The organism is Dermacoccus sp. PAMC28757 (genome assembly GCF_014302635.1).
In the GTDB taxonomy this organism is placed as follows: domain Bacteria; phylum Actinomycetota; class Actinomycetes; order Actinomycetales; family Dermatophilaceae; genus Dermacoccus; species Dermacoccus abyssi.
In genome coordinates this window covers 2,448,102-2,465,238 of the sequence record NZ_CP060292.1, presented here as the reverse complement: position 1 = coordinate 2,465,238, position 17,137 = coordinate 2,448,102, and the positions used below count along the sequence as shown (strand labels likewise).

At 68.5% G+C, this 17,137-nt stretch carries 15 protein-coding genes; 10 read left to right on the top strand and 5 right to left on the bottom strand.

All coding sequences use genetic code 11. The features are described 5' to 3' along the window. Positions 1-29 precede the first annotated feature (29 nt). The 6 genes from H7F30_RS11765 to H7F30_RS11740 all read left to right on the top strand — a co-directional run bounded on the left by H7F30_RS11765 (position 30) and on the right by H7F30_RS11740 (position 7,750). Complete coding sequence (locus H7F30_RS11765) at positions 30-1,313, top strand: class I SAM-dependent RNA methyltransferase (RefSeq protein WP_187035284.1); 1,284 nt, start codon at positions 30-32, stop codon at positions 1,311-1,313. A gap of 220 nt (positions 1,314-1,533) precedes the next feature. Then, entirely contained in the window at positions 1,534-4,344 is a 2,811-nt protein-coding gene (gene acnA, locus H7F30_RS11760) for an aconitate hydratase AcnA (RefSeq protein WP_187035282.1), read from the top strand. 196 nt (positions 4,345-4,540) lie between these two features. Further along, complete coding sequence (sigK, locus tag H7F30_RS11755) at positions 4,541-5,158, top strand: ECF RNA polymerase sigma factor SigK (RefSeq protein ID WP_370562515.1); 618 nt, start codon at positions 4,541-4,543, stop codon at positions 5,156-5,158. Further along, complete coding sequence (locus tag H7F30_RS11750; protein WP_187035280.1) at positions 5,155-5,883, top strand: anti-sigma factor domain-containing protein; 729 nt, start codon at positions 5,155-5,157, stop codon at positions 5,881-5,883. The genes sigK and H7F30_RS11750 overlap by 4 nt, the downstream gene beginning before the upstream one ends. Further along, positions 5,880-7,406 carry a molybdopterin-dependent oxidoreductase gene (locus tag H7F30_RS11745; RefSeq protein WP_187035279.1) on the top strand — a complete coding sequence of 509 codons (1,527 nt, stop codon included), beginning with the start codon at positions 5,880-5,882 and terminating at the stop codon, positions 7,404-7,406. The genes H7F30_RS11750 and H7F30_RS11745 overlap by 4 nt, the downstream gene beginning before the upstream one ends. 80 nt (positions 7,407-7,486) lie before the next feature. Continuing rightward, the gene (locus H7F30_RS11740) at positions 7,487-7,750 is read left to right on the top strand and encodes a hypothetical protein (protein WP_187035277.1); all 264 of its coding nucleotides are present in this window, start codon (positions 7,487-7,489) and stop codon (positions 7,748-7,750) included. Positions 7,751-7,776: 26 nt separating this feature from the next. Here H7F30_RS11740 and H7F30_RS11735 read toward each other — a convergent pair whose 3' ends face one another. From H7F30_RS11735 to H7F30_RS11720, 4 genes are all read right to left on the bottom strand, one after another. Then, complete coding sequence (locus H7F30_RS11735; protein ID WP_129663770.1) at positions 7,777-8,733, bottom strand: phosphotriesterase; 957 nt, start codon at positions 8,731-8,733, stop codon at positions 7,777-7,779. Beyond that, the gene (locus tag H7F30_RS11730; RefSeq protein ID WP_187035275.1) at positions 8,726-10,228 is read right to left on the bottom strand and encodes a long-chain fatty acid--CoA ligase; all 1,503 of its coding nucleotides are present in this window, start codon (positions 10,226-10,228) and stop codon (positions 8,726-8,728) included. The genes H7F30_RS11735 and H7F30_RS11730 overlap by 8 nt, the downstream gene beginning before the upstream one ends. A gap of 121 nt (positions 10,229-10,349) precedes the next feature. After that, the gene (locus tag H7F30_RS11725) at positions 10,350-11,057 is read right to left on the bottom strand and encodes a B3/4 domain-containing protein (RefSeq protein WP_187035273.1); all 708 of its coding nucleotides are present in this window, start codon (positions 11,055-11,057) and stop codon (positions 10,350-10,352) included. Between the two features lie 98 nt (positions 11,058-11,155). Next, on the bottom strand, positions 11,156-11,794 hold the full coding sequence (locus H7F30_RS11720) for a hypothetical protein (RefSeq protein ID WP_187035271.1): 639 nt from the start codon (positions 11,792-11,794) through the stop codon (positions 11,156-11,158). 155 nt (positions 11,795-11,949) lie between these two features. Here H7F30_RS11720 and H7F30_RS11715 point away from each other — a divergent pair, with 155 nt between their 5' ends. The 4 genes from H7F30_RS11715 (at position 11,950) to H7F30_RS11700 (ending at position 16,558) form a co-directional block, all read left to right on the top strand. Beyond that, a complete protein-coding gene (locus H7F30_RS11715) occupies positions 11,950-13,134 on the top strand; it encodes a benzoate/H(+) symporter BenE family transporter (protein WP_187035269.1) in 1,185 nt (394 codons plus the stop codon). Between the two features lie 34 nt (positions 13,135-13,168). Next, positions 13,169-13,546, top strand: coding sequence for a hypothetical protein (locus H7F30_RS11710; protein WP_255464817.1), 378 nt, complete (start codon positions 13,169-13,171; stop codon positions 13,544-13,546). 117 nt (positions 13,547-13,663) lie between these two features. Then, positions 13,664-15,547, top strand: coding sequence for a 1-deoxy-D-xylulose-5-phosphate synthase (gene dxs, locus H7F30_RS11705; RefSeq protein ID WP_187035267.1), 1,884 nt, complete (start codon positions 13,664-13,666; stop codon positions 15,545-15,547). Continuing rightward, on the top strand, positions 15,548-16,558 hold the full coding sequence (locus H7F30_RS11700; protein ID WP_187035265.1) for an aminoglycoside phosphotransferase family protein: 1,011 nt from the start codon (positions 15,548-15,550) through the stop codon (positions 16,556-16,558). A gap of 163 nt (positions 16,559-16,721) precedes the next feature. Here H7F30_RS11700 and H7F30_RS11695 read toward each other — a convergent pair whose 3' ends face one another. After that, positions 16,722-17,111, bottom strand: coding sequence for a VOC family protein (locus H7F30_RS11695; RefSeq protein WP_187035263.1), 390 nt, complete (start codon positions 17,109-17,111; stop codon positions 16,722-16,724). Positions 17,112-17,137: the final 26 nt, after the last annotated feature.

Below are 17,137 nucleotides of genomic sequence, written 5' to 3'. Positions count from 1 at the left end.
TCCGGGACATCCGGGGGAGGGTGAACGACATGGCAACGTCACGTTCTGCACCCGGTCGCCGCTCTGGAATGAACCGTCGCAAGGTCCGCAAGGGCCGCCCGATGGAGGGCGAGCGGCTGGAACTCGCCGTCGAGGGCGTCGCGCACGGCGGGCACTGCGTCGCCCGCCATGAGGGCCGCGTCGTCTTCGTCCGGCACACGCTGCCCGGCGAACGCGTCGTCGCCCGCATCACCGAGGGCACGAGCGAGTCGAAGTTCCTGCGCGCCGACGCCGTCGAGGTGCTCGACGACTCGCCCGATCGCGTCCCCGCGCCGTGCCCGTTCTCCGGCCCCGGCATGTGTGGCGGCTGCGACTGGCAGCACGTCGCACTGCCCGCGCAGCGCGCGCTCAAGACGCAGGTGGTGCGTGAGCAGCTGCAGCGCATCGCCAAGATCGACCTCGACGAGGTGGCCCCCGACTTCACCGTCGAGGAACTGCCCGGCCACCCCGACGGGCTGCGCTGGCGCACCCGCCTCGAACTCGCCGTCGACGGCGGTGTTGCGGGCCTGCGCGAACACCGCTCACACCGCCTCGTCGAGATCGACGACTGCGTCGTCTCGGACGAGGGTTTTACCGCGGCGCTGCGTGACCGCTTCGACGCCTCGATCGCGGGCCTCGACCTCGTGCGCCCCTCCGTCGGCGACATCGTCGGTATCGAGCTGCCGCAGCCCAAGGGCGAGAAGACCCCCGCGGTACGCGAGATCGTCGACACCGCCCACGGCAGCGCCGAGTTCGACGTCAGCGCCCGTGGGTTCTGGCAGGTGCACCCGGCGGCTGCCTCCACGTTCCTCGACGTCGTCCTCGACGCCACCGACCCGCAGGAGGGGGAGCGGGCCGTCGACCTGTACTGCGGCGTCGGCCTGTTCACGCGCGCCCTCGCCGACCTCGTGGGCCCGAGCGGTTCGGTGCTCGGCGTCGAGGCGGATGCGGAGGCGATCGAGTACGCCCGCACGAACATGGGCGGAGCCCGCCACGTCGACCTCCTTGCGTCCGACGTGGCGAAGGCCAACCTCGGAACCGGCGCCGACGTCGTCGTCCTCGACCCGCCCCGTGCAGGTGCGGGCCGCGACGTCGTGGCGACGATCGCCGACCTCGCGCCCCGCGTCGTCACCTACGTCGCGTGTGACCCGGCCGCGCTCGCGCGTGACCTCGGCTACTTCGCCGAACGCGGCTACGACGTCGACGCTCTGCGCGGCTTCGACGCGTTCCCCATGACGCAGCACGTCGAGTGCATCGCGGTGCTGCGACCCCGCGGTGAGGCGAACGCATCCTGAGATCGTCGACATCGGGCTCGCCCACTGGGGCGACATGACGGGCTCGGCGACCTACGATCAAGGCAGGAGAACGGCCTCGGCGAGGGCAGGTGGCAAAGTTAGGTTTGCCTTTGCTGAGGGGCGTTCCCAGCGTGTGATTAAGTTATCTTGACGTCAAGATAAATGACGCGGGACGCGGGCCCGAGGGGCGCGCTCCCAGGCAACAGACGAAGGAGTCGGCGTGAGTCAGAGCACGGACAGCTTCGGAGCAAAGGGCACCCTTGAGGTTGGCTCGAACAGCTACGAGATCTACCGCATCAACACGGTCGAGGGCCACGAGACCCTGCCGTACAGCCTCAAGGTTCTCCTCGAGAACCTGCTGCGCACCGAAGACGGCGCGAACGTCACCAAGGAGCAGATCTCCGCTCTCGGTGGCTGGAACGAGAAGGCCGACCCGGACACCGAGATCCAGTTCACGCCCGCGCGCGTGATCATGCAGGACTTCACCGGTGTTCCCTGTGTCGTCGACCTCGCCACGATGCGTGAGGCCGCCGGTGAACTCGGCGGCGACACGAACAAGGTCAACCCGCTCTCGCCGGCGGAGCTCGTCATCGACCACTCGGTCCAGATCGACGCCTTCGGCACGAACGACGCGTTCGAGAAGAACGTCGAGCTCGAGTACGAGCGCAACAACGAGCGTTACCAGTTCCTGCGCTGGGGCCAGGGCGCCTTCGACGACTTCAAGGTCGTCCCCCCGGGCACCGGCATCGTCCACCAGGTCAACATCGAGCACCTGGCGCGCGTCGTCATGGAGCGCGAGGGCGTGGCCTACCCCGACACCTGCATCGGTACCGACAGCCACACCACGATGGAGAACGGCCTCGGCGTCCTCGGTTGGGGCGTCGGCGGTATCGAGGCCGAGGCCGCGATGCTCGGCCAGTCCGTCTCGATGCTCATCCCGCGCGTCGTCGGCTTCAAGATCACCGGTGAGATCCCCTCGGGCGTCACCGCCACGGACGTCGTCCTCACGATCACGCAGATGCTGCGCGAGCACGGTGTCGTCGGCAAGTTCGTCGAGTTCCACGGTGAGGGCGTCGCCTCCATCCCGCTCGCGAACCGCGCCACGATCGGCAACATGAGCCCCGAGTTCGGCTCCACCTGTGCGATCTTCCCGATCGACGACGTCACGCTCGACTACCTGCGCCTCACGGGCCGCAGCGACGAGCAGGTCGCCCTCGCCGAGGCGTACGCCAAGGAGCAGGGCATGTGGCTCGACCCGAGCGTCGAGCTGCGCTTCTCCGAGGAGCTCGAGCTGGATCTGTCGACGGTCGTCCCGTCGATCGCCGGCCCGAAGCGCCCGCAGGACCGCATCCTGCTGTCCGAGGCCAAGCAGCAGTTCGTCGCCGATCTCGACAACTACGTCGTCAACGGCAACAGCATCGAGGACAGCTCGGTCGACGAGGAGCTCGAGGGCACCTTCCCGGCGTCCGACTCGGTGAACACGAGTGCCGACCAGGTCTCCGACCCGCGTTCGGCCCCGACGAACTCGCCGATCTCAGGCAAGAGCGAGCGCCCCTCCAAGCCGACCACGGTCAACCGTGACGGTGGCAGTTTCGAGATCGACCACGGTGATGTCGCCATCGCCTCGATCACGAGCTGCACCAACACCTCGAACCCGTCGGTCATGCTCGCGGCCGGTCTTCTCGCGAAGAACGCCGCGGACAAGGGCCTGAAGGTCAAGCCGTGGGTCAAGACGTCGATGGCGCCGGGCTCGAAGGTCGTCACGGAGTACTACGAGAAGGCTGGTCTGTGGCCGGCGCTCGAGGCTCTCGGCTACCACCTCGTCGGCTACGGCTGCACCACCTGCATCGGTAACTCCGGCCCGCTGCCGGACGACATCTCCGCTGCCGTCAACGAGAACGACCTCGCCGTCGTCTCCGTCCTGTCGGGTAACCGCAACTTCGAGGGCCGCATCAACCCCGACGTGAAGATGAACTACCTGGCCTCCCCGCCGCTCGTCATCGCCTACGCGCTGGCCGGCACGATGGACTTCGACTTCGAGAACGAAGCCCTGGGTCAGGACAAGGACGGCAACGACGTCTTCCTCAAGGACATCTGGCCGAGCGCGCAGGACGTCGACTCGACGATCGCCTCCTCGATCAACCGCGACATGTTCCTCGAGCAGTACAAGGACGTTTTCGCCGGTGACGAGCGCTGGCAGGGTCTCGAGACCCCGGCCGGTGGCACGTTCGACTGGGACGACCAGTCCACGTACGTTCGCAAGCCCCCGTACTTCGAGGGCATGAAGATGGAGCTGACCCCGGTCACCGACATCAAGGGCGCTCGCGTGCTCGCCAAGCTGGGCGACTCGGTCACCACCGACCACATCTCCCCGGCCGGCAACATCAAGGCCGACAGCCCCGCGGGCAAGTACCTCGCCGAGCACGGCGTCGACCGCAAGGACTTCAACTCCTACGGTTCGCGCCGCGGTAACCACGAGGTCATGGTGCGCGGTACGTTCGCGAACATCCGCCTGAAGAACCAGCTCCTCGACGGCGTCGAGGGTGGCTTCACGCGCGACTTCACGAACAACGGTGAGCAGAACACGATCTACGACGCCGCGATGAACTACGCCGAGGCCGGTACGCCGCTCGTCGTGCTCGCCGGCAAGGAGTACGGTTCGGGCTCGTCGCGTGACTGGGCTGCGAAGGGTACGCGTCTGCTGGGCGTCAAGGCCGTCATCGCCGAGTCGTTCGAGCGCATCCACCGTTCCAACCTCATCGGCATGGGCATCCTGCCGATGCAGTTCCCGGCCGGTAAGACGGCTGACGACCTGGGTCTGGACGGCACGGAGACCTTCGAGATCACCGGCATCGAGGCCCTCAACGAGGGCGCGACGCCGAAGACGGTCAAGGTTGTCGCCACGAAGGACGGCGGCGAGACGGTGGAGTTCGACGCGGTCGTCCGCATCGACACCCCCGGCGAAGCCGACTACTACCGCAACGACGGCATCCTGCAGTACGTGCTGCGCAACATCGTCAAGAGTGCGTGACGCGGTAACAGCAGGTAGCTGAACACCGTCGGCCCGGTTCCCTTCAGGGAGCCGGGCCGACGGCGTCGTCGACTTTCTCGGGTGAAGGCCGACCGGGACGGCGCTTCGGAAGAATGTGCGCGGTCCGACCCATCCGATCGCAGCTGGGCTCCGAACGCCGGTCATGAGGAACAACCAACGTCAGCAGGGGGAGTGAGTGCGGTTCACGTCATCCGCGCGTGCGGCCCGTGCCGCGTCGCTCGCTCCTGTGCCGGATCCGTCAGGTGCTCCGACGCGTGCTGAGGAACTCGTCCAACGTTGCGCGCGAGGTGATGACACCGCGTTCGCGCAGCTGTACGACGACACGAGTGCCCGCGTCTTCGGTCTCATCGTGCGCGTGCTGCGCGACCCGGCGCAGTCCGAGGAGGTTCTCCAGGAGACCTACCTCGACATCTGGCGCCACTCGGCTCGCTACGACGCGAAGCAGGCGTCCGCCATGTCCTGGATGATGACGATCGCGCACCGGCGGGCCGTCGACCGGGTGCGTCACGCCGAGACGGCGAGCGCCCGGGAAGGGCGCTACGCCGTCGAACAGCGCGAGGTCGCGTTCGACTCGACGAGCGAAGCCGTCGTGAGCAGCCTCGAGGCCGAGCGCGTGCGGCGCGCGATGGCGACCCTCACCCCGGTTCAGCGCGAGGCGCTCGAACTGGCCTACTTCGGCGGACACACCCACACCGAGGTGGCCGCCCTGCTCGACCTGCCGCTCGGAACGGCGAAGACACGCATCCGCGACGGACTCATCCGCCTGCGCGACACCATGGGAGGTGAACGATGAAGCGCGACGTTCGACCGGGCGACGCCTACGGACTCATCGGTGCGTACGCGGTGGACGCCGTGACGCCCGAGGAGCGTGAGGCCGTTGAGGCCTACCTGCGCGATCACCCCGAGGCGCGCGACGAGGTGCGCTCCCTCCAGGAAGCCGCGGCAACGCTGCCCGCTCCCGAGCTGACACCGCCTGCTCACGTGCGCAGCGAGCTCCTCGCTCAGGTGGCTCGCACCCGTCCGCTGCCACCCGTCGTGCCCGTCGCCGCGGAGCGTGCGGAGACGCCGCACGCGGCCCGGCGAGCAATTCTGTGGCTCGGTGCTGCCGCCGCAGCCATCGTCATCGCGGTGGCCGGGGTACGGATCGCGAGCGACGACGCCGGCTCCATGCCGGCACCAGTCGCGGAGGTCATGCACGCCGACGACGCCCGTGAGTCGGTCATCGACATGGGCGAGCACAAGATCACCGTCACCCGTTCGATGGGTATGGACAAAGCCGTCGTCACGTCGACGACGATGGGGCGCGCCCCGGACGGCATGGCGTACCAGATGTGGGTCAAGGACTCCTCCGGGAAGTTGGTCTCCGGTGGCCTGCTGCCCGAGCCGGAGAAGGACGGGCTCATCGCCATGCCGTTGCACGGTGACGCCGGCGCCGCCCGCGAGGTCGCCGTGTCGATGGAACCGGCCGGCGGTTCGGCCCAGCCGACCTCGAAGGTGCTGGGTTCGGTGCAGCTGTGACGGCCGCGCACCTCGGCAAGGGGCAAGCAGCGTTCGTCGGCCTGGCTTCGACGATCGCCGGCGCGGGGGCAGGGCACCTCGTCGCGGCGATCACGGGGCCGAGCTATTCGCCGCCGTTCGCGGTCGGTTCGGCCGTTGTCGATGCGGCTCCGACGTGGCTGAAGAACTTCGCCGTGTCGACCTTCGGCACCGCTGACAAGCCCGTCCTGCTCGCCTCCGTGGCGCTCGTCTCCGGCCTGCTCGGGGCGCTCGCGGGGCTGCTCGCTCGGACGCGGCTCGTGCGCGGCGTTGCGCTGCTCGGTGTCCTCGTCGCGCTCGCCGGCCTTGCCGCGTGGGCCCGGCCGGGCGGGGGAGTCTTCGCCGTCATCCCGTCGCTCGCGACGGCCTTCGTCGGGGTAGGAAGCTTCGTGGCGGTGATGTCGTCGGCGTCCGGTTCGTCGAGCATCGCGCCTGGCGTGGCCTCCGGTGACGTGACGCGCCGGACGATGCTGAGCGCGGGAGCCCTTGCCGGGCTCGGAGCCGTGGCCGCGGGCATGGGACAGAAGATCGGCTCGCAGGTGACGCAGATGGTGCGCGCCCTGCCGCGCCCGAGCCACTCGCTGCCCGCCATGCCGGCCGGGCTGGAGCGCACCGTGAGGGGAGTGACGCCGCTCGTCACCCCGAATTCGAACTTCTATCGCATCGACACCGCGCTCGTCGTGCCCAACGTCGACGCGGGCGGGTGGCGACTCGTCATCGACGGCGACGTCGAGGAGGAACTCGAGTTCACCTACGACGACATCCTCGCCATGCCGCTCGTCGAGGCCGACGTCACCCTCACCTGCGTAAGCAACGAGGTGGGCGGCGAGTACGCGGGCGGCGCCCGCTGGCTCGGTGTCCCGGTGCGCGACCTGCTCGCCAAGGCGCGTCCGCGCAGCGGCGCCGACCAAGTGCTTTCCGTCTCCAATGACGGGTGGACCTGTTCGACGCCGATCGAGGCCTTCCAGGACAAGAACCGTCAGGCTCTCCTGGCCGTCGGGATGAACGGCGAGCCGCTGCCGCGCGAGCACGGTTTCCCCGCGCGTCTCGTGACGCCGGGCCTCTACGGCTACGTCGGGGCGACGAAGTGGGTGACGAAGCTGACGGTCACCACCTACGCTGAGCACCGCGCGTACTGGACCGACCGCGGCTGGAGCGAGAAGGGTCCGATCAAGCCCTCGACGCGCATCGACACACCCCGCACCGGCCGCACCATCGACGCCGGACGCGTGGCGATCGGCGGTGTCGCGTGGGCCCAGCACCAGGGCATCGTCGGGGTCGAGGTGCAGATCGACGACGGCGAATGGCAGACGGCCAAGCTCGGCCCGAATGTCGGTATCGACTACTGGCGGCAGTGGTGGCTGTCCTGGGACGCGCCCAAGGGGCAGCACACGATCAAGGCCCGTTGCCGGTACGCCGACGGCAAGGTGCAGACATCGCAGGAAGCCGAGGTGACGCCCGACGGCGCCTCGGGATGGCACACCGTCTCGGTCGGTGTGAGGTAGACCACGCCCCGTCTCCCATCCATTCGGGTGAGGGCGCCGAATGCCTCATGCACACCGTTTGCGAGAGAGAAGGAACCATCATGAAGCGCCTTGCCTCCATCACCCTGTCCGCCTGCGCCGTGTTCGGCGTTGCCGCCTGCAACAACGACGGCCAGGGCTCCGGCAACTCGTCGTCGAACATGCCGACGAGCACCGAGATGAAGAGCGACATGAAGAAGGACATGAAGTCCAGCGACATGAAGTCGAAGGACATGAAGTCCGACATGTCCAAGGACTCCATGAAGAGTGACGACATGAAGAAGGACGTGAAGAACTCCGACTCCATGACGTCCTCGGCGAACTGACCTTCGCCCGCCGAACGACGGCCAACTTACTCGAAGTAGCGACGCGGATTGTCCACCAGGATCGTGTGGATGTCCGCGTCGCTCACGCCGCGCTCGCGCAGCGCAGGGAGCACGTCCTCGCTGATGTGCCGGAAGTTCCAGTTCGGTTGGGCCTGAGGGATGAGTCCCTCGGGGAACCAGTCGATGAGGCACGACGCGTCGTGGGCGATGACGACCTTCTCGGCGTAACCGCGACGGCACAGCTCGACGATCGTGTCGACGCGCTGCTCGAACGGCAGGAGAACGTCGATGCCGAAACGGTCCATGCCGAGGTAGCTTCCGGCGTCGGCGAGCTTGCACAGGTAATCGAGGTCGGTCGAGTCGCCGCTGTGGCCGATGACGACACGACCGAGATCGACGCCCTCCTCGGCGAGCACACGCTGCGCCACGAGTCCGGATTCGCTGCCCGCGTGCGTGTGCACGGTGACCGGAGCCGACGTCTCGGCACTCGCCGCGCCGACCGCCCGCATGACGCGCTCGACACCGGGCGTCAGGCCCTTCTCCTCGATGGCGCACTTGAGGAACGCAGCGCGCACGCCCGTGTCGGCGATGCCCTCGCGCAGGTCCTTGAGGAACAGTTCGGTCATCGGCTCCGGACCGCCGAAGAGGGTCTCCGGGCCCGTGTAGTGGAACTGGAACGGCACGTCGTCGTAGGTGTAGACGCCCGTCGCGACGACGATGTTGAGGTCGGTTCCCTCGGCCACCTTCTGGATGCGCGGGATGTAGCGCCCGAGCCCGAGCACGGTCGGGTCGAGGATCGTGTCGATGCCGAGCTCTTTGAGCTCCTGCAACTGGCGGGACGCATCGGCGACGCGGGCGTCCTCGTCCCACTCGCTGTAGTTGACGCGGTACTCCTCGCCGAGCACGAAGACGTGCTCGTGGACGAGCGTCGCACCGAGGTCGCCGGAGTCGACGACCCCCTTGACGGTCTGGACGTCAGTCATCGTTGTTCTCCTCGTCGTGGGTCCACTCGATGGCGCGCTTGAGGATCTTTCCCGTCGCGCCCTTGGGCAGTTCGTCCGCGAACCGGTACAGGTGCGGCACCTTGTACGCGGAAAGCCGTTCCTTGAGCCACGCGCGCAACGCCTCCGGGTCGGGGGACGCGTCAGGTCGCAGCACGACGACGGCCCCGACCTCCTCGCCGTATGTGTCGTCGGGGATGCCGACGACGGCGGTCTCGACGACGTCCGGGTGCTCGTAGAGCACCTCCTCGACTTCGCGGGGGTAGACGTTGTAGCCGCCACGAATGATGAGGTCCTTCGCGCGATCGACGATGCGCAGATACCCGTCGGCGTCGAGCGCGCCGAGGTCTCCGGTGCGGAACCACCCGTCGACGAGGTCGGCCTCGGTGGCCTCGGGGCGGTTCCAGTACCCCTTCATCACCATGGGGCCGGTGATGAAGACCTCGCCGACCTCGTCCAGGGCGACGGGCTGCCCGTCAGCGCCGCGCACCTCGACCGCGCCACCTGGCAGAGCGATACCCGTCGTGCCGACGCGCTGCTCGATGAAGGGGGAGTGGTACGTCGCCGCGCCTGTGGTCTCCGTGAGGCCGTACCCCTCGAGGATCGTGCAGCCGAAGCGGGTCTCGAACGCGCGGATGACCTCCACCGGCAGGCTCGCGCCGCCGGAGGCAGCCAGGCGGAGATTGGCGAAGTCAGCGGGGCCGAAGTCGCCGGCGACGTGCAGGAGGTAGTTCCACATCGTCGGAACGCCCGCGACGATCGTCAGTTCGTGGTCGCGGATCATGCGGACCATGGCCTGCGGTTCGAACGGGCTGAGCAGGGAGAGACTCGCACCGCCGACGAGGATCGTGTTCATGCAGATGCACTGACCGAAGACGTGGAACAGCGGCAGGCCGGTGCCGAACGCGTCCGTCGGCTCCAGTTCGAGCTGGCGAATGAAGATCTCGGCCGTCTCGAGCAGGTTCGAAACGGTGAGCTGCACGCCCTTGGGCTTACCTGTCGTGCCCGAGGTGTAGAGGAGCACAGCGGTCTCGGACGCGTCGCGCTCCACGGGCTCGGACAGCGGCGTCTCGCAGGTGACCGGGGCGTGGGGTTCCAGGCTCCACACGTCGACGCCTGCCTCGGCGCCCGCGCGCTCGGCGGCCGTCGTCGCTGCGTGCCACGCGATGACGAGTCGGGCGCCGGAATCGTCGAGGACATAACGGATCTCGGCCGGCGTCGACATGACGTTGAGCGTCACGACGACGATGCCCGCAGCCTGGGCGCCGTGGTAGACGGCAGCGAACTCGGGCACCGACGGCGCGATGAGGACAACGCGATCGCCGCGCTCGAGGCCGGCCTCACGCAAGGCGCCGGCCCACTCAGCGACGTGGGAGCGAAGCTCCTCGTAGGACCAGCTCTTCTCGAGGCTTCGGACGGCGGGACGGTCAGGGTTGCGGGAAGCGTGTGTCCAGATGGACGCGGCGACGTTGGGCATGAAGCACCTCGCTACGGGTTTCGTGTGATGCGAGTCACGCTACCCATCGCGGTGCGGCATGTGGGGCGCGAGCGTCGCGGCGCTTTCTCGTCCGAGATCGGACGCCGCCGAGCCCGCTGGATCACAGAATGCGGGAGATGAGCTTCACGCCGGGGCTGACGGCCTCGAGGGCCTCGGTGAGAGCGCCGAGAACGTCCTGGGCTCGCTGCTCGCCGTCGCCCGGTTCGACGTCGAGGACATCGCAGATGAAGACGGCGTCGGTCGTCTCCTCCGTCAGACGCGTGCGGTAGCACTGGCGCCAGTTCCACCGGCGGCAGGTGACGCCGGCGTCGTCGCGCCAGACGACCTCGCCGGGCTCGGGGTGTTCGACCGTCTCGGCGCCCGAGGCGAGCGTGCCGAACTCCTCGTCCCCGGTCGCGCGTACGAGGCGCAGGGGCCCGTCGTAAGCGGCCAGGTTCTCGCCGCCGAGCGGCGTCTGGAAGCGGACGGAGACGGCGTTGTAGGCGTCTGTCAGCGCGTTGATGCGCGGTAGGGCGTCGGCGCGACGCATGAGCGCCTCCGCGGAGTTGCGGGTGCGTTGGGGCTTGGCACCGAAGGCGCGGAACGCCTCGCGCCATGCGGCGATGTGGGGGAGTTCCTCGACCTTCGTGTGCTCCAGGAGCGGGCGCACGTGTTCCTCAGCGGCGAACAGCAGCGTTTCGCTCGCCTCGTTCGACTCGCCCCCGCGCAACCCCTCGGCGACGACGAGCACTGCCCGGTAGTCCGGACGAAGATCGCGGACGGCGTCGTCGATGGAGGCCTGCTCGAGCCATGCGTCATAGGTACCCATGCGGCCATTGTGCACGCCCCCGCGCCAACGATCGCGGACGCAGACGTGGGGCGAACCGTCGGCAATGACGGTCCGCCCCACGTCAGGAGCTGCGCGAGTCAGGCGCGCGGCGTGAGCTTCAACGTGATGGTGTTGCCCGGGCCGCTGACCTGCTTCGTCACGAGCTTGTTGAGCGTTCCGCCTGTTCCGCAGCCGGTGAAGCTGGGAATGGTGAAGTTGCCGCTCAGGGTGATGGGGTCGAAGCCGCCCTTCATCGTGCCGCTCACCGGGATCTCGACCGGCGCCGACGTCTTGCAGTTCTTGCCCACGAGGTTGATGAGGCCGTGACCGGCGGGGGAGAGATCCTTGATGTGCAGGTACGCCTTCTGCGTCTGCGTCACCTTGTGCGTCGTGGCGTCGATCGTGCCCGTCGCCTTGCCGACCGGCTCGACCGCGATCGTGGCGTAACCGATCTGGAGGCCGCCGAGCTTCACCGGGGTCTTGAGGTCCTTGAGCATGAGGTCGGAGCTCAGCGTGCCCTTCTCGACGTGAACGGTGGAGAAGCTGAAACCGGTCGTCGACGAGCTCTGGTTCATCTTCTTGACGTTCGTCGTGGCGGCGACGTCGTAGCCGAGGTTCCAGACGGTGTCCTTCGGCTGCGATTCGGCAGCCTGAGCGCCGGTGGCCGTGAGGGTCGTCGCGCCCGCGAGAGCTGCTGCGGCAACGGCGACGGACGTGGTGCGGCGTGCGGAGAACATATTCTTCCTTCGGTTGACTATGTGGTCCACGTCTCAAGTTACCAATGCGTAAGTTACTGCGTGGCGACTTCGAGAAATCGGGCGAGAATCGCCGTTGGCGCCGCATCCGTGGACAGGCGTGAGCCGTTGGCGTGAAGCGCTCGTACCCTGAGCCGATGACGATGGGGCGCGACGATCTGCAGGCCGTGACGGCCGGTCTCGTGTGCGCCGTCGTCGGCTTCACGAGCTCGTTCGCCGTCGTCCTCGCGGGCCTGCGGGCCGTCGGTGCGACGCAGGCGCAGGCGGCGAGTGGCCTGCTCGTCCTGTGCCTGACGATGGGGCTCGGCTGCATCGTGTTCAGCCTGCGCACGCGGATGCCCGTGACGATGGCGTGGTCGACTCCGGGCGCGGCGCTCCTCGCGACGACCGGCGCTACCGCCGGCGGGTTCGCCGGAGCTGTTGGAGCATTCGCCGTCTGTGGCGTGCTGCTCGCCCTGTGCGGTGCGGTGCCGTGGCTCGAGAAGCTCGTCGAACGCATCCCCGCTGCTCTCGCCAGCGCCATGCTCGCGGGCATCCTCCTCACGATCTGCGCGAAGCCGTTCGTCGACCTGCCCCGTGCTCCGTGGCAGATCGGCTGTGTCCTGCTTGCCTGGCTCGTCACGACGGCGTTCGCGCGGCGGTGGGCGGTGCTGGCCGCGCTCGCCGCGGCGCTCATCGTCATGGGCGTCGACGGAGCCTTCTCGCGAACGGGGGTGACGACGCTCGCGCCCCACCTCGAGTTCGTCACGCCCCACCTCGACGCGACGGCGATGGTCGCCATCGCGCTGCCGCTCTTCCTCGTGACGATGACGAGCCAGAACCTGCCGGGCGTCGCAGTGCTCGCGTCGTTCGGGTACCGCCTCGGCCTGCGCAAACCGCTGCTCTACACGGGCGCGGCGGGCGTTGCCGGTTCGGTCGCCTGCGCTCACGCCATCAACCTGGCCGCCATCTCCGCGGCGCTCGCGTCAGGCCCCGAAGCGCATCCCGATCGCGATCGTCGCTGGATCGCGGGTGTCGCGTGCGGCGTCGTCTACGTCGCGTTGGCGCCGGCGTCGGCCGCCGTTGTCGCAGTGGCCCTCGTGGCGCCGCAGGGGTTGCTCGCGGCGGTTGCTGCGGTGGCGCTGTTCGGCACCTTCGCCGCAGCTGCTGGGTCGGCACTCGAGCCCGTCGCGACGCGCGAGGCGGCCGCGGTGACGCTCGTCGTCGCGGGTTCGGGCGTGACGCTGGGTGGCGTCGGCTCTGCCTTCTGGAGTGTGATCGTCGGCCTGCTCGTGCTCGGGGTGGGTGCGGTGGCGCGGCGTCGGGCCACTCCGAAACAGTAGAACGTATGTTCGAAAAATGGCGTACGCTGATGCCATGTCCGATGTCGTGCAGGGCGGCCCTCCGGGGTGGCCGAGGGGAGTGCCGCCGCCAGGAGCGCCGGGGTGGGAGCAGGCTGCCACGCAGTGGCTCCTCGACCAGTGCCCGGCCGACTTCCGCGCCTACGACGCGTGGCGTCGGCATCCGGTGGCGCTCGCCTGGGTGGCCACGTGGCACGTCGACGCGCAGCTGAACGCGATGCGCGAGTCGTACCGACGTATTCGGGTCGACCTGGCCGACGAGCTGCCCCCGCGCGCCGTTCCGCAGGTGATGGAGCACCTGTCGGTCGAGGGGCTGCGGCTGCGCGCCACGGCGCACGCCGTGCGTCTCGTCCACGAGGCGATGCGGGGCAAGACGTTCGTGCCGCGGTTGTGACGGGGAGGAGGTGACTCTTCGGTAACGTCCGAACGTCATGGGGGTGTGCTCGCATGGAACCTTGCAGGCGAACGACCTAGACTCAAGAGACTGCACTCTCGAAAGGCTGATTCAGACGTGACCCTGCTGGAAACCATCTCGGGGCCGGACGATCTCAAGGGCATCCCGGTCGACAAGCTCGATGACCTCGCGGCCGAGATCCGGCAGTTCCTCGTCGATTCCGTCTCCAAGACGGGTGGCCACCTCGGCCCCAACCTCGGCGTCGTCGAGCTGACCATCGCCATGCACCGCGTCTTCGACTCGCCGCATGACACGTTCGTCTTCGACACCGGTCACCAGAGCTACGTGCACAAGCTGCTCACCGGGCGTCACGACTTCAGCAAGCTCAAGAAGTCGGGAGGCCTCTCGGGCTATCCGAGCCGTGAGGAGTCCGAGCACGACGTCGTCGAGAACTCGCACGCCTCGACCTCCCTGTCATGGGCCGAGGGCATCGCCAAGGCGCGCCGTCTGCGCGGTGAGACCGACCGCCACACGGTCGCCGTCATCGGCGACGGCGCACTCACCGGCGGTATGGCCTGGGAAGCGCTCAACAACATCTCGGCCGACGCGGGCCTGCCGCTCGTCATCGTGCTCAACGACAACGAGCGCTCGTACGCACCCACCATCGGCGGCATGGCCCAGCACCTCGCGATGATGCGCACGATGCACACCTACGACCAGGTGCTCGACTGGGGCAAGAACCGCCTGCAGAGCACGCCCAAGGTCGGCAACAAGATGTACGAGGCGCTGCACGGCGTCAAACGTGGCCTCAAAGACATGGTTTATCCCGACACGGGTGTCTTCGAGAGCCTAGGCATCAAGTACCTCGGCCCCATCGACGGCCACGACGAGCAGGCCGTCGAGACGGCCCTTCGTCGGGCGCGCGACTACGGCCGCCCCACGCTCGTGCACGTCATCACGCAGAAGGGGCGCGGCTACAAGCCCGCCTACTCCGACGAAGCCGACCAGTGGCACGGCATCGGCAAGTTCAACCCCGAGACAGGGCTGCCGTTCGAGGTCTCCGGGCGCATCTGGACCGACGAGTTCAGCGACGAGATGGTGGCGCTCGGCGGCGAGCGTGACGACGTCGTCGCGATCACCGCGGCCATGCTCATTCCCGTCGGCCTCGACGACTTCGCGAAGAAGTACCCCGAGCGCGTCTTCGACGTCGGCATCGCCGAGCAGCACGCCGTGACGATGGCCTCCGGGCTCTCCTACGGCGGTCTGCACCCGGTCGTCGCCGTGTACGCCACGTTCCTCAACCGCGCGTTCGACCAGCTCCTCATGGACGCCGCGCTGCACAAGCAGGGTGTGACGTTCGTGCTCGACCGCGCGGGTGTCACCGGTTCCGACGGCGCCTCGCACAACGGCATGTGGGACATGTCGATCTGCTCGATCGTGCCCGGCCTGCACCTCGCCGCGCCGCGTGACGGCGCCCAGGTGCGCGAGCAATTGCGCGACGCCGTCGAGATCGACGATGCGCCGAGCGTCATCCGCTTCCCGAAGGGTGACGTCGGTGAGCCCCTCGTCGCCGAGCGTCGCATCGGGCGCCTCGACGTCATGAAGGACGCCGAGAACCCGGACGTGCTCGTCGTGGGTGTCGGTTCGATGGTCGCTGTCGCGCTCGACGTGGCGCAGACCCTGGAGTCGGACGGACTCGCCGTTCAGGTTGTCGACCCGCGGTGGGTTTTCCCGGTCGCCCCGGAGCTCGTCGAGTCGGCTGCTCGCGCGAAGCACGTCGTCGTCGTGGAGGACAACCTCGTCGAGGCCGGTGTCGGTTCCGCGTGTGCGCGCGCCTTCCGTGAGGCCGGCGTCGCTGCGGGCGTCGACACGTACGGCATCCCGAAGGAGTTCCTCCTGCACGCCTCGCGCGGTGAGGTGCTCACCGAGATCGGCCTGACGGCGGACGCCATCACCGCCGACCTGCGCCCCCGCCTGGCAAACGGCAAGGATGTCGCCTGAGTGGCACGGTACGACGACCTTCCGCCACTTCCCGGCGCACTCGTCCCCGGCCCCGCCACCGAGGTGTGGGCGAGCAAGGACTGGATGTGGGACGCGAGCCGCTGGATGGACGAGGTGCTCGAGCGTCGCGGTGTCACGCGTGACGCGACGACGCCGAAGCAGCCGACACTGACGCCGTGGTTCACGCGCCTCGTGGCCGACACCGATCACGGGCGCGTGCGCATGGTGGCGGGCCTTCCGGAGACGACCTCGGAGTCGGTGCTCATGGGGCACCTGGCCACCGTCGTGCCCGACGCCGTGCCGTCGATCTGGGCCGCCGACCGCGAGCGTCGCTGGTTCCTCATGCCCGCCGAGAGTGGCAGCCTGCGTGAGGTGGAGACCGAGGAGTCACGCCTCAGCCTCATGTCGGGGGTGCTGCGCCGCTACGCCGGGATCCAGCGGGCCTCGGCTGCCGTCGCCGACGACATGGTGCGCGACGGCGTCCTCAAGCTGACACCCGGCGACATCGTCAAGCAGTGGCGGCGGCTCGGGTTGTCGCCGAACCACTGGTCGGCGCTGTCGTCCACGGCGCGCCGCCTCGAAGAACTCGGCCTGCCGCTCACAGTTCAGCACGACGACCTGCGATCCGGCACGGTTCTCGCCGACGGCACCACGGCGGGTCTGACGAAGGCCCGCATCACGGAGTGGATGCACGCGTACGTCGGTCATCCCTTGCTGTCGTTGTACGAGCCGCTGCGCGCCACGACCGAGGGCCTCGACGACGCCGCTGCCGCCGAGGCGCGGGCGCGGTTGCTGCGGGCGTACTCCAGCGGGTGGGGCGATGCGCTCGGTTCGAGCGTCCTGCACCGCGCCGTCGACGACGCCCTGCTCCTGGGTCGCATGAGCCGCGTGCTCAGCTGGCGCCGGGCGCTGACGCGAGCGAGCGACGCCGAGTTGCGTTCGTGGGGCCGCACGGGTGCCGCACTTATCCGCGAGGTCGACGAGATCCTCGACGGGCAGCGCCAGGCCTGATGCCCCGGCCGGAGGGATACGCGGGCCAGGCCATGGAGGCACGAGACGGTGCGAAATCTTCCCTTCTTGTGCCGAAGGCGGGCCCCATCACGCAAGAGGGGAAGGTCCCTTCCCCTGTTGTCGTTGCTGGCAGACGCCGGTGCTCGACCACGGACCCTGGCGGTCAAGCCCGTGGCGTGAGCACCTCGATGCGGTTACCGAACGGGTCGCGGCAGTGGAAGCGCGTGAATCCGTCGAGCGTGTCGCGCTCGTCCCACGACATCTCGTAGCCGGCCGACATGATGCCGTTGCCCAGCCGCTCCAGGGCATCGACGCTCTCGACGGCCAGTGCCGGGTGCGCCTTCCGGGCGGCATTGAACGGCTCCTCGACGCCGAGGTGGATCTCGGCCGTGGTGGATCCGTCATCGCCGAGCGCTCGGAACCAACATCCGCCTCGTTGGGCCAGTACTCCCGGCTTGTCGATCTCGACAAGACCAAGCACCTCGCCGTAGAAGGTGCGAGCTTCCTGCTCGCGCCCCTTCGGCATCGACACCTGAACATGGTGCAAGCGCATTGTGACTCCTCTCAAAGTATCTTGAT

Coding starts and splice junctions, on each gene's coding strand:
- H7F30_RS11765 (WP_187035284.1), top strand. CDS start 30: ATGGCAACGTCACGTTCTGCACCCGGTCGCCGCTCTGGAATGAACCGT.
- H7F30_RS11750 (WP_187035280.1), top strand. CDS start 5,155: ATGAAGCGCGACGTTCGACCGGGCGACGCCTACGGACTCATCGGTGCG.
- H7F30_RS11740 (WP_187035277.1), top strand. CDS start 7,487: ATGAAGCGCCTTGCCTCCATCACCCTGTCCGCCTGCGCCGTGTTCGGC.
- H7F30_RS11735 (WP_129663770.1), bottom strand. CDS start 8,733: ATGACTGACGTCCAGACCGTCAAGGGGGTCGTCGACTCCGGCGACCTC.
- H7F30_RS11730 (WP_187035275.1), bottom strand. CDS start 10,228: ATGCCCAACGTCGCCGCGTCCATCTGGACACACGCTTCCCGCAACCCT.
- H7F30_RS11725 (WP_187035273.1), bottom strand. CDS start 11,057: ATGGGTACCTATGACGCATGGCTCGAGCAGGCCTCCATCGACGACGCC.
- H7F30_RS11720 (WP_187035271.1), bottom strand. CDS start 11,794: ATGTTCTCCGCACGCCGCACCACGTCCGTCGCCGTTGCCGCAGCAGCT.
- H7F30_RS11715 (WP_187035269.1), top strand. CDS start 11,950: ATGACGATGGGGCGCGACGATCTGCAGGCCGTGACGGCCGGTCTCGTG.
- H7F30_RS11710 (WP_255464817.1), top strand. CDS start 13,169: ATGTCCGATGTCGTGCAGGGCGGCCCTCCGGGGTGGCCGAGGGGAGTG.
- H7F30_RS11695 (WP_187035263.1), bottom strand. CDS start 17,111: ATGCGCTTGCACCATGTTCAGGTGTCGATGCCGAAGGGGCGCGAGCAG.